11 protein-coding genes are annotated in these 12,939 nt (G+C 74.5%); 4 read left to right on the forward strand and 7 right to left on the reverse strand.

What is annotated here, in order from left to right; genetic code table 11:
- A complete protein-coding gene (locus tag FH969_RS03960) occupies nt 1–1,113 on the forward strand; it encodes an LLM class flavin-dependent oxidoreductase (RefSeq protein ID WP_139986221.1) in 1,113 nt (370 codons plus the stop codon).
- Nucleotides 1,114–1,115: 2 nt separating this feature from the next.
- On the opposite strand, the gene FH969_RS03965 is transcribed toward FH969_RS03960, so the two are convergent.
- Together FH969_RS03965 and FH969_RS03970 are read right to left on the reverse strand one after the other, a co-directional pair.
- Nucleotides 1,116–1,880, reverse strand: coding sequence for an esterase/lipase family protein (locus tag FH969_RS03965; RefSeq protein ID WP_139986222.1), 765 nt, complete (start codon nt 1,878–1,880; stop codon nt 1,116–1,118).
- Nucleotides 1,877–2,872, reverse strand: a complete 996-nt coding sequence (locus FH969_RS03970) for an alpha/beta fold hydrolase (RefSeq protein WP_180359657.1) — start codon at nt 2,870–2,872, stop codon at nt 1,877–1,879. The genes FH969_RS03965 and FH969_RS03970 overlap by 4 nt, the downstream gene beginning before the upstream one ends.
- 426 nt (nt 2,873–3,298) lie before the next feature.
- Between FH969_RS03970 and FH969_RS03975 the strand changes: the two genes are divergently transcribed.
- Entirely contained in the window at nt 3,299–5,473 is a 2,175-nt protein-coding gene (locus FH969_RS03975; RefSeq protein ID WP_139986224.1) for a S9 family peptidase, read from the forward strand.
- A gap of 66 nt (nt 5,474–5,539) precedes the next feature.
- Here the strand turns inward: FH969_RS03975 and FH969_RS03980 are convergent, their stop codons facing one another.
- A complete protein-coding gene (locus FH969_RS03980; protein ID WP_108720060.1) occupies nt 5,540–6,337 on the reverse strand; it encodes an SDR family oxidoreductase in 798 nt (265 codons plus the stop codon).
- Between the two features lie 392 nt (nt 6,338–6,729).
- Between FH969_RS03980 and FH969_RS03985 the strand changes: the two genes are divergently transcribed.
- Nucleotides 6,730–7,794 carry a lysylphosphatidylglycerol synthase domain-containing protein gene (locus FH969_RS03985; protein WP_159096431.1) on the forward strand — a complete coding sequence of 355 codons (1,065 nt, stop codon included), beginning with the start codon at nt 6,730–6,732 and terminating at the stop codon, nt 7,792–7,794.
- 334 nt (nt 7,795–8,128) lie between these two features.
- On the opposite strand, the gene FH969_RS03990 is transcribed toward FH969_RS03985, so the two are convergent.
- From FH969_RS03990 to FH969_RS04005, 4 genes are all read right to left on the reverse strand, one after another.
- Entirely contained in the window at nt 8,129–8,428 is a 300-nt protein-coding gene (locus tag FH969_RS03990; RefSeq protein WP_108718447.1) for a DUF3349 domain-containing protein, read from the reverse strand.
- A gap of 159 nt (nt 8,429–8,587) precedes the next feature.
- The gene (locus FH969_RS15930; protein ID WP_139986225.1) at nt 8,588–9,094 is read right to left on the reverse strand and encodes a DUF3349 domain-containing protein; all 507 of its coding nucleotides are present in this window, start codon (nt 9,092–9,094) and stop codon (nt 8,588–8,590) included.
- A 30-nt stretch (nt 9,095–9,124) separates the two neighbouring features.
- Nucleotides 9,125–9,400, reverse strand: coding sequence for a hypothetical protein (locus tag FH969_RS04000; RefSeq protein WP_108718445.1), 276 nt, complete (start codon nt 9,398–9,400; stop codon nt 9,125–9,127).
- Between the two features lie 17 nt (nt 9,401–9,417).
- A complete protein-coding gene (locus FH969_RS04005; protein ID WP_108718444.1) occupies nt 9,418–10,623 on the reverse strand; it encodes an inorganic phosphate transporter in 1,206 nt (401 codons plus the stop codon).
- Nucleotides 10,624–10,814: 191 nt separating this feature from the next.
- Here FH969_RS04005 and FH969_RS04010 point away from each other — a divergent pair, with 191 nt between their 5' ends.
- Complete coding sequence (locus tag FH969_RS04010) at nt 10,815–12,890, forward strand: elongation factor G (protein WP_139986226.1); 2,076 nt, start codon at nt 10,815–10,817, stop codon at nt 12,888–12,890.
- The last annotated feature ends 49 nt before the right edge of the window (nt 12,891–12,939 follow it).

Genomic DNA, 12,939 nt, shown 5'->3' on the forward strand with positions numbered 1-12,939 from the left:
GTGCGGTTCCAGGTCCTCGACATCGTGTTCAACCCGCCCAACCCCGTGACCGGCGAGACGGTGCCGGCCGACGTGCGGCTGCAGCGCGTGGTGGAGCACGCGGTGCTCGCCGAGGAGCTGGGGCTGGACGCGTTCTCGGTGGGGGAGCGGCACGCCGGGCCGGTGCTGTCGTCCGCGCCGACCGTGATCCTCGGCGCGATCGCGCAGGCCACGCACCGGATCCTGCTCAACACAGGCGTCACCGTGCTGTCGCCGCTCGACCCGGTGCGCGCCGCCGAGGACCTCGCCACGGTCGACCAGCTCAGCCGCGGGCGGCTGGAGATCACGATCGGCAAGGGCAACGAGGTCGCGCAGTACCCGCTGCTCGGCAAGGACATCGCCCTGCAGTACGACTACCTCACCGAGAACTACGAGCTGCTGCGACGGCTGCTGGCCGAGGAGGACGTCACCTGGTCGGGCCGATTCCGGGCCGCGCTCGACGGCGTGACCACCCTGCCGCGACCGTTCGACGGCCCGTTCCGGATCTGGCACGGCACCGCGACGTCCTCGAGGGCGGTCGAGCTCGCCGCGCGCTGGGGCGACCCGGTCTTCACTGCCAACGCGCTGCAGCCGCGCGAGAACTACCTGCGCCACCTCGTGCACTACCGCGAGGAGTACGCGGCCGCGGGGCACGACCCGGCGCTCGCGTACGTCGGGTCGGGCTCGGGCGGGCTGTTCCTCGCAGGCACCACGGAGGAGGCCGTCGAGCAGTACCGGCCGCTCTACGAGGGCCAGGTCGCGCAGTCCGACGCCCGCGGGCACCGCGACGTGCTCGGCGTCGGGACGTCGTTCCGCACGCTCGCCGAGGCCGTCGAGCGGGGGCCGGCGCTCGTGGGCTCGTCCGAACGCGTCGCGGAGAAGATCCTCGACTACCACGGCACGTTCGGCCACGACATCCAGTCGGTCTCGATCAGCCCGGCGCTCCCGGCCACGCAGCAGGAGGACGTGCTGCGGCAGTTCGCCGAGGAGGTCGTGCCGCTCGTCCGGCGCGAGGTGAGCACCACGCTGTGGGGGCCGCAGGATCCGCTGCGGCCGGCGTTCCTGCGCCGCGCGGACGCGCTCGTCTCGGCCTGAGGTCAGGTTTCGCGGGGCTCACCGCGCTCGCGTTCGCGCTGCGCCGACGCGCTGACGGTGGCGACGGCCTCGACGACCGCGCGGTGCAACGTGCGGGAAGCGAGCACCCTGAAGTGGCCGTCGATCGGCAGCTCGACGTTGGTCGCGCCGACGAGGACGCTGCCGTCCGGGACGTGCGGGTCGAAGCGCGCGTAGATCGAGTGGATGCGGTCGTGGGTGTCGACCGTGCGGCCGAGCGCGACGATGTCCGTGTCGAGCGGGGACAGGGCGCGCACGGCACGGGCCGGGAACCAGCGCGCCAGGCGCGAGCCGCCGAACGGCGTGTTCACGGCGACGAGCCCGGCGACGCGGCCGGTCGACCACGCAGCCGTGAGCACGCTCTTGCCGATGAGGCCGCCCTTGCTGTGGGCGACGAGGACGGCGTCGCGCAGGTCGAGCGCGCGCAGGCGGGCCTCGACGGTGGTGACCGACTGCGGCAGCGTGGCGCCGTTGTAGCCGAGGCCGGGCACGGTGTGGACGGGGTGGCCGGCGTCGTGCAGCGCGCGCGCCAGAGGCGCCATGACCTCCCACGTCTCGTAGATGCCGGGCAGCAGGAGGACGGGCGCGGCGCGGCCCGTGATGAGCGTGGAGGCGCGGTCGCCGGGTCGGAGGGCCGCCGTCTGAGCCAGGCCGATCCAGGCGTAGTCCGCGGCCCACGCGGCGCCCTTGTGCACGACCGAACCGAGGTCGCCGGCGCCCGGGATCCGGGGGAGCCGCGGTCGTCTCATGCGTCGCTGCCGTGCGGGACGCGGGCGGCGTCGCCGGAGTCCCGGGCGTCCGAGTCCTGGGCGCTGGAGTCCCGGGCGCTGGAGTCCTGGGCGTCCCGCGCGCCCGGCGCGTGTGGTTCCCCCTGCGCGACGTGGGCGTCCGCCGAGGCGGGCGCCTCGCCGTCGGGCGCTTGCTCGGTGCGCTTACCACGCGCCGGCCGCGCCGCGTGCTCGGCGATGAGCGCGGCGACCTCGCGGCCGTGCTCGTAGATGACGGCGTGCGAGGCGCCGGGGATCTCGGCCGACCAGGCGTCGGGCGCGCGCTCGGTGAGCATCGCGGTCCACTCGCGGGGCGCGACGCGGTCGTACTCGCCGCGCACGACGAGGAGGGGGGTGTCGACGTCGGCGATGCGCTGCTCGACGGGGAACCGCAGCATCCCGGGCAGCACCTGGCGGAACCAGCGCACCGTGGTGCGGCGGTAGCCGGCCAGCGCCATCGCGCGCGTGCCGCGTGACTCCCGCACCGAGCTCTGCGCCAGGCGCACCATCTGCTGACCCACCGACCGCTCCTGCGCGTTGACGGGCGGCCCGATGAGGACGCCGTGCGTCGCGACGCCCGGGTCGCGCGCGAGCACCTCCGTGACGATCTGCGACCCCATCGAGTGGCCCACGAGCACCACGTTCGCGAGCCTCTGACGCCGCAGCCACCGGTCGACGAGCCCGGCGAACTCCTCGATCCCGGCCGCGTCGCGCGGTGGCGGGACCGCCGCGAAGCCCGGCAGGTCCAGCAGGTGCACCGTGCCGACCCGCGCGAGCGCGAGAGCGACGCGTCCGTAGTACGCCGAGCTCACCCCGAGGCCGTGCAGCAGCACGAGGTTGCGCGGCGCGTCCTGCGGCCCGGGTCCGCCCGCGGACTCCGCGAGGGACATGCGCCAGGCGCGCAGGCAGAGGTCGTCGAACCGGTAGCGGTCGACCCGCAGCTCGAGGCCGTCGGGGAGGTCCGGGTCGACCACCCGGCGGCCGTAGCGGCGAGGCCGCCTGCGGGAACGCTGGGCCACGCCGGGCACCGCCTCTCGGGAGGAGCGCGCGGGCGGGCGCCACGCGCGGGGGTCGGCGCGAGTGTAGCCAGCGGGTCTGCGCGGTGGTCGAGCGAGGACCGGTGCGGGGCTGGTGCGGGGGTGCGGGCTGGGGTTCGCGACGGGAGAGCGACTCTGCGTCACGCCAGAGCGACTCGTCCGGGCGCCGGCGGATGCGGCCCGAGCATCGCCGCAGGTCGCGGGGCTGCGGGTGTCGGTGTGGACGCGGCGAGTCGCTGTGGCGGAACGGAGAGTCGCTGTGGCGTCACGCGCGGTCGTCGACGGGCGGCACCGGAGCCGCAGGTGGGCGGCGCGAGAGCCCGCGCACGCCCCCCGTCGGTCCGCCGTGGTAGACCGGGAGGCATGGCGACGCCCTTCCACGACCTCGACGACTACATCGCGATCCCCCGCCTCACCTCGCTCGCGCTCGCGCCCGACGGGTCCCGCCTCGTGGCGACCCAGCAGGCGCTCGACGCGAAGCGCACCGGCTACGTGACCTCCCTGTGGGAGATCGCGCTCGACGGCGAGCAGCCCGCCCGGCGCCTCACGCGCGGCGCGAAGGGCGAGAGCGGCGCGGCCTTCACGGCCACGGGCGACCTGCTGTTCGTCGCGCGCCGCGCCGAGCCGGGCACGAGCGAGGCCGACGCCAAGGCGTGCGTGTGGCGCCTGCCGGCGGGCGGGGGCGAGGCCCACGTGCTCGTGCGGCGCCCGGCCGGCGTCTCCGGCGTGCTCGCGGCCAGCGCCGCGGAGACCGTGCTCGCCGTCGCGGACACCCTTCCGAGCGCCACCGACGAGGCGAGCGAGCGCGACCTGCGCACGAGTCGCAAGGACGCCAAGGTCGCCGCGATCCTGCACAGCGGCTACCCGGTCCGCTACTGGGACCACGACCTCGGCCCCGGCGCGCCGCGCCTCTTCGCCGTCGAGGGCGCCCCGCTCCCGCCGAAGGGCGAGCAGCCCGCGCCCGACGGCGAGGCGCCGGCCCCCGCGGACGTCACCGTCCCAGGCCCGGACGACGAGCGGGGCACCCGCGACCTCACGCCCGACGCGGGCCGCGCCCTCGGGGACGTCGACCTCGCCGCGGACGGGAGCTTCGCCGTCGCGCAGTGGACGGTGCCCGAGGAGCGCGGTGCGTCGCGCTCGACCCTCGTCCGGATCGACGTCGCCACCGGCGAGCGCACGGTGCTGGTGGACGACGGCGTGGGCGGCGGCGACGCCGGGCACCCGCTGATCAGCCCCGACGGCGCGTGGGTCGCCTACGTGCACGACACGCGGACCACGCCCACCGAGGCGCCGCGCGTCACGCTGCGGGTCGTCGCCAGCGACGGCGAGAACGGGACCGGCGGCCGCACGCTCGTGCCGGACTGGGATCGCTGGGCCACCCCGGCGGCGTGGCTGCCGGACTCCTCGGCGCTGCTCGTCGTCGCGGACGAGACCGGCCACGCGCCGCTGTTCCGCGTCCCGCTCCGCGAGGGCGCGAGCGCGGCGGACGTGGTGCGCCTGACGGGTGAGGGCGCCTACTCCTCGGTCGTCGTGACGCCCGACGGCGAGGCCGCCCTCGCGCTGCGGGCCTCCTACCGCTTCCCCGCCGAGGTGGTCCGGGTCGACCTCGGCTCCGTCGGGAACGGCTCCGACGGCGGTGCCGACGCGGAGGCCGACGCTGCGGTGACGCCGCTGCGCGGCCCCGTCGAGCGGCCGACGCTGCCGGGGCGGCTCGAGGACGTCGCGACCACCGTGAGTGACCCGACCGATCCAGCCGGGACCGAGGTGACGGTCCGCGGGTACCTCGCGCTGCCCGAGAGCGCCTCGTCGGACGCGCCTGCGCCCTTGCTGCTGTGGATCCACGGCGGACCGCTCGGCTCGTGGAACGCCTGGAGCTGGCGGTGGAACCCGTGGCTGCTCGTCGCGCAGGGGTACGCGGTGCTGCTGCCGGACCCGGCGCTGTCCACCGGGTACGGCCGTGACTTCGTCCAGCGCGGCTGGGGTGCGTGGGGCGAGGCGCCGTACACCGACCTCATGGCGATCACGGACGCCGTGGAGCGGCGGGCCGACGTCGACGAGACCCGGACCGCGGCGATGGGCGGCTCGTTCGGCGGCTACATGGCCAACTGGGTCGCCGGGCACACCGACCGGTTCGCCGCGATCGTCACGCACGCGAGCCTGTGGGCGCTCGACCAGTTCGGGCCGACCACCGACGCGGCGTTCTACTGGCTGGGCGAGATGACGCCGGAGATGGCCGAGAAGAACTCACCGCACCGGTTCGTTGCCGACATCCGCACGCCGATGCTCGTGATCCACGGCGACAAGGACTACCGGGTGCCGATCGGCGAGGGGCTGCGGCTCTGGTACGAGCTGCTGGCGTCCTCCGGCCTGCCGGCGGGTCCCGACGGGACCACGCCGCACCGGTTCCTCTACTTCCCGGACGAGAACCACTGGATCCTCACCCCGCAGCACGCGAAGGTCTGGTACGAGGTGGTCGAGGCGTTCCTCGCCGAGCACGTGCTGGGCCAGACACGCGCGCTGCCGGACGTGCTGGGCTGAGTGCCCAGCGACGCCCGGCAGCGCTGATCGGGAGCACCGATCGGCAGTGCCGATCCACGGCGCCTGTCAGAACACGGCCCGGCCCCCGGTGACTCCGAGCACGGTGCCGCTGACGTACGACGCCTCGTCCGAGGCGAGGAACACGTACGCGGCGGCCACCTCGACCGGCTGACCCGGGCGGCCGAGCGGCGTGTCCTCGCCGAACCCGTCGACCTTCTCCTCTCCGAACGTGGAGGGGATGAGCGGGGTCCAGATCGGCCCGGGCGCGACGGCGTTCACGCGGACGCCCTTCGGGCCGAGCTCGGTCGCGAGGTTGACCATGAGGTTGTTGAGCGCGGCCTTGGTCGAGGCGTAGTCCAGCAGCGGTCCGCTCGGCTCGTACGCCTGGATCGACGTCGTGATGATGATGCTCGCGCCGGCGTCGAGGTGTGAGACGGCCGCCTTGACGAGCCAGAACGTCGCGAACACGTTCGTCTCGTAGACCTGCTCGAGCTGCGGCGTCGAGAAGTTCTCGATCCCGCCCGGCGTGCCGTTCTGAAACGCCGCGTTGGAGACCACGACGTCGAGCCCGCCCAGGCCCTCGACGGCGAGCTCGACGAGGCGCTGGTTCGCCTCCTCGGTCCGCTGGTCGGTGGGCAGGAGGAGGCACCGGCGGCCCTCCGCCTCGACCGCGGAGGCGACCTGCTCGGCGTCGTGCTGCTCGTCGGGCAGGTAGGCGATGGCGACGTCGGCGCCCTCCTTGGCGAAGGTGAGCGCGACGGCGCGGCCGATGCCGGAGTCGCCGCCCGTGATGAGGGCGCGCTTGCCGACGAGGCGCTCGCGCGGGGTCCACGACGTCTCGCCGTGGTCGGGCACCGGGTCCATCTCGTCGGTGCGGCCGGGCCACTCCTGCTGCTGTGCGGAGACGTGGGTGGGTCGGTCGGGGGTGTCGGACACGGTTCCTCCAGAGTGCGGAGCGCGTGCGCTCCGCGGGTGAGTAACGGCGGTCAGCGGCTGCGGCGCTGCGGCGCTGCGTCGCAGCCGTGTGCGGCGGCGTCCCGCACGAGGGTGCTCGGGTGGTCCGCGCACGGGCGCCGCCGGCCGTTCCACCGTAGGCAGGCCACACGTCCGGCGACAACCTCCCTTCGGAGGCGATCTCATGGCGCTGATCGACGGCACGTCCGCGGCGGGCGCCCTCGCCGACACGACGGCGGCCCTCGCCCTGACCGGCGAGCACAGCGGCCCGCAGCCGACGTCGCGGTGGGAGGATTGCGGGCGTGAGCGACACCGCACCCGTGCTGCCCCCGCCGGCGACGACGACCAGCACCCCCTCTGTTCGGCGTCGCGTCCTGCGCGCCGCGATCTGGCTGGTCGTGGCGGTGTTCGCCTGGGTCGCCCTGGACCGCCTCATCGGACGCATCGACTGGACCGCGGTGGGCAACGCGCTCGGCCGCGTCGAACCGTGGATGGCTCTGCCGCTCCTCGCGATGCTGCTCGTGCGGCAGGTGCTCAACGCCGTCCCGCTCGTCTACTACGTCCCCGGGCTCAGCTGGGGCCGCTCGGTGCAGAACGACCTCGCCGCGAACGTCGTGGCGACCTTCGCGCCGCCGCCGGGCGACATCGTGCTGCGGATCGCGATGTTCCGGTCCTGGGGGCTGGACCCCGTGCGCGGGATGACCGGCGTGACGCTCAACTCGTTCAAGTTCTACGCCGTGCGGTTCCTGGTGCCCGGTCTCGGCCTGCTGCTGCTCACCGGGTACGAGCTCTCGCAGCGCCAGTACGTGCTGGCGCTGGCCAGCCTGCTCGTGGCCGCGGCCATCCTCGGGATGCTCGTCGCGATCCTGTCCTCGCAGTCGCTCGCGCGTCGGGCGGGGTACTGGGCCGGCCGGCTGCTGCGGACGTTCCGTCGGAGCACCGACCCCGATGCGATCGGCGACCGGGCCGTCGAGCTGCGCCACCAGGCGGCCGACAGCCTGCGCCGCGGCCTCGCGCCCTCGCTCGTGGCGCTCGTCGGGATGACCCTCGCTGACGCGACCATCCTGCTGCTCGCCCTGCGCTCGGTGGGGGTGGGGCCCGACACGCTTCCCGTGACCGAGATCCTCGGGATGGTGCTGCTGACCTACCCGCTCACCACGCTGCCGCTGTTCGGGTTCGGCGTCATCGAGGCGATCCTCATCGCCGCCTGGACGCTCACCGCGGGCGTGCTCGTGGAACCCTCGCTCGTCGCGGCGACCATCGTCTGGCGGATCGTCACGATCCTCGGGACGCTCGCGATCGGGGCGGTCGTGCTCGTGGTGTGGCGGGTGCGGGCTCGGTCCGGGTTCGGTGCGTCGGTGTCTTGAAGCCCGATCGAGGCCGGGGGCGTGAGGCCCGGTGCGCGCGGGCCCGGGGCTCTGGGCCCGGGGCCGCGAGGCCCGGTGGGCGCGGCGGCTCGCCTCGCTCACGCTCGCTCGTTCCTCGCTCGCTCCGCTACGGCTTGACGGCTTCGCCGCCGCGCGCACCGTGCCTCGCGGCTTCGCCGCTCGTCCCGCCACTCAGTCCGGCAGGCACGGCCGCTCGCTCCGACCCTGGTGGGGGATGTCAGTCGGGGGGCTGCAATGAGTCAGGGCCCCCGGTACTGGTGTACCGGGGGCCCTGACTAGTGCTGTGGGTCGTGCTGTGGCTGCTCGGGTGCCGTCAGGCGGCGTCCGAGAGCGGGTGGCCGAGCGCGGCGACCTCGTACGAGACGCGAGCGAGGTCGTCCGGGTGGGGCAGTGCGTCGATCAGGTGCGTGATCGCGACCGCCGCGTCGACGCGGGTGCAGGTGTGCGAGTCGCCGGGGCTCAGCTCGCGCACGACGAGGGCGATCTCGCCGTCGGTCAGCCGGGTCCTCTCGAGCGCCTGGACGACGACCGGCAGGTCGTGACTGGCGCATCCCCCTGCGCCCTCCGCGCGAAGCCACGCGAGCACCGAGCGCGTGCTGTCAGTGAAGCTCATCGGTCCTCCCTGAGGTCTCCTGTGGGTGGGTCAGGATGTCCAGGGTACCGGGAGAAGTGCTGGTAGGCCAGGGTGGGGCGTCAACGGAGTGTTGCCCGGCGGGTTCGGGGTCACGTCAACGGACCATTGCCGCCGGTCGTCCGGGCGGCGGGGTGCGGCCTACGCCGGGGCGCCGGGCCAGTCGCCCGCGCCCGGGGCCGCGCCCGAGGCCGACCCCGAGGGCGCGCTCGAGGCAGCCACGACCTGCGGTGAGGCCGTCGAGGCGGCGCCGGACGGCTCGGAGTCCTGCGCGACCTCGGCCGGTGCAGCGCCGTCCGCTGCCTGCGCGGGCGCGTCGCCCTCGGCGGGCGCCACGGTCGACGGCCAGCCGTGCCTGGCCAGGATGGCCGCGACCCGGGCGACCTCGTCCTCGCTCGGCTCCTCGAGCAGGCGGGCCTCGATGAGCGTGACGAGCTCCGCGCGCGGGAGCGGCTCGTGGGCCGGGACCGGCGAGTCCGCCGGGTGCGCGCGCTGCAGGTCCTCGACGATCGAGGCGATCTCCGCCGTCGTGAGCTGCTCGCGCCGCAGCAGGGCGAGCACCGGCGAGTAGTCCTTCGGCGGGACGCCGTCGGGATACCCGGCCATGAGCCAGCGCAGGACGGAGCGGAGCGGGTCTGGCGTGTTCATGGGGCGTCCTTGCCGAGGGCGAGCTGCGGTCTAGAAGAGCGAGATGCCGAGGTAGTGGTCCAGGCTCTTGCGCGTGATCCACAGGACGCCGATCAGCACGGCCACGATCACGACGGCGAACACCGCCATCGCCCCGGCACGGGCGCCGGAGCTGCCGTGGCGCACGGAGCCGTCGGCGAGGGCCTCGTCGGTGCCGCGGGACCACAGCACGATGCCGAAGGAGAAGAGCGCCGGGAGGCCGGCGCCGAACACCAGTCCGGCGGCGAGCACCCGCAGGACGGCGAGGGCGGTGTCTGCGACGTTCATGGCGGCTCTCCCTGAGCTCAGGCGACCGGGGACGGGGTGGGGGAGTCGGCGGCGACCTCGTCGCTGGCCCACTCCTCGTTGACGTTGCTCGCCGTGACCGCCTGACGGCGGCTGCGCAGCCACATCCACACCGCGCCGGTGACGAGGATGCCGAAGACCACGAGGCCGCCCGCGAGGTGCGGCAGCGCGTTCGCGATGAGGAAGCAGACCGCGCCGACGAACGCGGCGGCGGGCAGCGTGATGAGCCAGGCCACGGCCATCCGGCCGGCGACGCGCCAGCGCACCGAGGCGCCCTTGCGGCCCACGCCGGTGCCGAGGATCGAGCCGGTCGCCACGTGCGTGGTGGACAGCGCCATGCCGAAGTGGCTGGAGGTGAGGATGATCGCCGCGGAGGAGGCCTCGGCGGCCATGCCCTGCGGTGACTCGAGCTCGACGAGGCCCTTGCCGAGGGTGCGGATGATCCGCCAGCCCCCGAGGTACGTGCCGGCCGCGATCGCCAGCGCGCAGGTGACGATGATCCAGACCGGCAGGCCGTTCTGCTCGATGCCCGTCGTGGTGAGCGTGCCGTGCGCGATGAGCGCGAGCGCGATCACGCCCATCGTCTTCTGCGCGTCGCCCGTGCCGTGGGCGAGCGAGACGAGCGAGGCGGTGCCGATCTGGCCCCAGCGGAAGCCCTGCTCCTTGCGCGCGGCGGCCACCGAGGACGTGATGAGGTAGACGAGCCGTGTGCCGACCGCGGCGACGACGCACGCGATCACCGGCGCGAGGAACGCCGGCAGGATGATCTTGGCCGTCACGCCGGCCCAGTTCACGCCGCTCATGCCGAGCGCCACGATGCCGGACCCGATGAGGCCGCCGAAGAGGGCGTGGGACGAGGACGACGGCAGGCCGAGCAGCCACGTCGTGAGGTTCCACAGGATGCCGCCCACCAGGCCGGCGAAGATGATCATCACCGCGGTCTCCGAGCTCAGGCCCGCCACCAGCGAGCCGTCGTCGCCCTGGATCGTCAGGACGTCCTTGGTGATCGTGAGCGCGACCTCCACCGAGAGGAACGCGCCGACGAGGTTCAGCACCGCGGAGAGGCCGACGGCTACCTTCGGGCGCAGCGCCCCGGTGGCGATGGAGGTGGCCATCGCGTTGCCGGTGTCGTGGAACCCGTTGGTGAAGTCGAAGGCCAGCGCCGTGAGCACGGTCAGGCCGAGGATGAACAGCTCGACGTCCATGCGTCGAGTCTGACAGGTCGCGACCCGCCGCCGCACCCGTCGATCACCCCGGACGGTTGAACCCACAGGATGTTCACACCGAGGTTGGGAGCGCTCACGCAGGATGCGGCCGGTGAGGGGGCCGAAGGTCCCCTCCCGAATGTGGTGCGTGCCACCTAGCCTGGGTCGCACTCGGATCCCCGGAGGTCGCCATGAGCGAGGCAACGATGCCCGTCAGAACAGACCGTGTCCGCAACGTCGCCCTCGTGGGGCACGCAGGGAGCGGCACCACCACGCTGGCCGAGGCGATGCTCGTCGCCTCGGGCGCCCGCACGAGAGCGGGTCGGGTCGAGGACGGCACCACCGTCTGCGACCACGACGCGGAGGAGATCGCGCGCGGCTCCTCGGTGACCCTCGCCGTCGCCGATCTCGCGTGGACCCCGCCCGGGGGCGAGCCGCACCACGTCACCCTGCTGGACACGCCCGGCAGCCCGGACTTCGCGGGTGCGGCCGACGCCGCGCTCGCCGTCGCCGACCTCGCGCTGCTGGCCGTGTCCGCCGTCGACGGCGTGCAGCCGGGCACCCTCGCCGCATGGCGGCGGGCGGCGGAGCTGGACCTGCCCGTGATCGCGGTGATCACGAAGGAGGACAAGCAGCGGGCCGACTTCCACACCGTGCTCGTGCAGCTGCGCGAGCTCGCGGCCGGCAGCGGGATGGCCGTGGTGCCGCTCGAGCTGCCGCTGGGGGAGGAGTCCGCGCTGCACGGCCTCGCGGACGTCCTCACCGACACCGGCGTGGAGTACGACGGCGCAGGTCACCACACCGTGGCCGTCCCGGCCGACGTGGAGCAGGAGGAGCGCGCCCTGCACGAGGAGGTCGCCGAGGAGATCGTGTCCCACGACGACGCGCAGCTCGAGCGCTACCTCGACGGCGACGAGCCCGCGGCCGCCGAGCTCGAGGCGACGCTGCGCCGCGAGGTCGCCGCACGGGAGGCGCTCCCGGTGCTGCTCGTCTCGGCGCAGACCGGGGTGGGGGTGGCCGAGCTGCTCGCCTACGTCTGCGAGCTCGCACCCAGCCCGGCCGACCGGCCCGCACGGGTCGTGCTCGGCCGCGGCGAGGACGCCGTGCTGCAGGAGGTCGTCGCGGACCCCGACGGCGAGCTCGTGCTCCAGGTCTTCCGCACCCTCACGGACCCGTTCGTCGGGCTCGTCTCGTTCGTCAAGGTGCTCTCGGGGTCGGTGCGGGGGAGCGCGCACCTCGTCAACGCCGCGACCGGGGCGACCGAGCGCGTGCACGCGCCCTTCCGCCTGCGCGGGGCCGAGCACCTGCCGACCGACGCCGTCGTGGCCGGGCAGATCGTCGGGGTCGCCAAGCTCACCGACTCCCCGACCGGCAGCCTGCTGGCGGCCAACCCCGGCACCGCCCGGCCCCTGCTGCCGACGCCGCCCACACCGGGCTACGCCGTCGCGCTCGTGCCCGAGCGGCCGGGCGACGAGGAGCGCCTGCCGACCGCGCTGGCGCGGCTCGTCGCGGCGGACCCGACGCTCGTCGTCGACCGCCCCGACGGGCAGACGGTGCTGCGCGGGCTCGGCGACCAGCACGTGGCCGTGGCGGTCGAGCGGATGGCGCGCCTGCTCGGCGTGCAGGTGCGCACCGAGCCGGTCCAGGTGGCCTACACGGAGACCATCGCGCGTGAGGTCGAGGTCGAGGGGCGGCTGAAGAAGCAGTCCGGCGGCCACGGGCAGTTCGCCGTCGTCCAGCTGCGCGTCTCGCCGCTCGCCCGCGGCGAGGGTCTGCGGTTCGTCGACCGGGTGGTCGGTGGGTCCGTGCCCCGGCAGTTCATCCCGGCCGTCGAGCGTGGCGTGCAGGACGCGATGGCCGGCGGCGGTCCGCGCGGCCACCGCGTGGTCGACCTCCAGGTCGAGCTGCTGGACGGCAAGGCGCACTCGGTGGACTCCTCCGAGATGGCGTTTCGCACCGCGGCGGCGAGCGGGGTGCGTGCGGCGCTCGAGCAGGGCGGCAGCGTGCTGCTCGAGCCGATGGTCGCGCTCACCGTGCGTGCGCCGCTGGACGTGCAGGGCGACGTGATGGGCGACATCGCGGCGCGCCGCGGCCAGGTGACCGGCACGTCGATGAGCGAGGACGGCGGGGACGTCGTGGTCACGGCGCGGGTGCCTGCGAGCGAGCTCGACCGCTACCTGCTCGACCTGCGCGCCATGACGCACGGGCGTGGGGAGATGGTGACCGAGCCGGCCGGCTACGAGGTGTCCACCGCACAGGCGGGGTGACCGGCTCGGGCTGCGGCGTCCGGGCAAAGAAGGGCTGGCCCGTCGGCAG

This window comes from Miniimonas arenae, assembly GCF_006351005.1.
Classification (GTDB): Bacteria; Actinomycetota; Actinomycetes; order Actinomycetales; family Beutenbergiaceae; genus Miniimonas; species Miniimonas arenae.

Bases quoted from the DNA above. Each gene is read 5' to 3' on its own strand.
- FH969_RS15930 (WP_139986225.1), bottom strand. From the start codon at position 9,094: ATGAACACGCCAGACCCGCTCCGCTCCGTCCTGCGCTGGCTCATGGCC.
- FH969_RS04000 (WP_108718445.1), bottom strand. From the start codon at position 9,400: ATGAACGTCGCAGACACCGCCCTCGCCGTCCTGCGGGTGCTCGCCGCC.
- FH969_RS03980 (WP_108720060.1), bottom strand. From the start codon at position 6,337: ATGGACCCGGTGCCCGACCACGGCGAGACGTCGTGGACCCCGCGCGAG.
- FH969_RS03965 (WP_139986222.1), bottom strand. From the start codon at position 1,880: ATGAGACGACCGCGGCTCCCCCGGATCCCGGGCGCCGGCGACCTCGGT.
- FH969_RS04010 (WP_139986226.1), top strand. From the start codon at position 10,815: ATGAGCGAGGCAACGATGCCCGTCAGAACAGACCGTGTCCGCAACGTC.
- FH969_RS03990 (WP_108718447.1), bottom strand. From the start codon at position 8,428: ATGAGCTTCACTGACAGCACGCGCTCGGTGCTCGCGTGGCTTCGCGCG.
- FH969_RS03975 (WP_139986224.1), top strand. From the start codon at position 3,299: ATGGCGACGCCCTTCCACGACCTCGACGACTACATCGCGATCCCCCGC.
- FH969_RS04005 (WP_108718444.1), bottom strand. From the start codon at position 10,623: ATGGACGTCGAGCTGTTCATCCTCGGCCTGACCGTGCTCACGGCGCTG.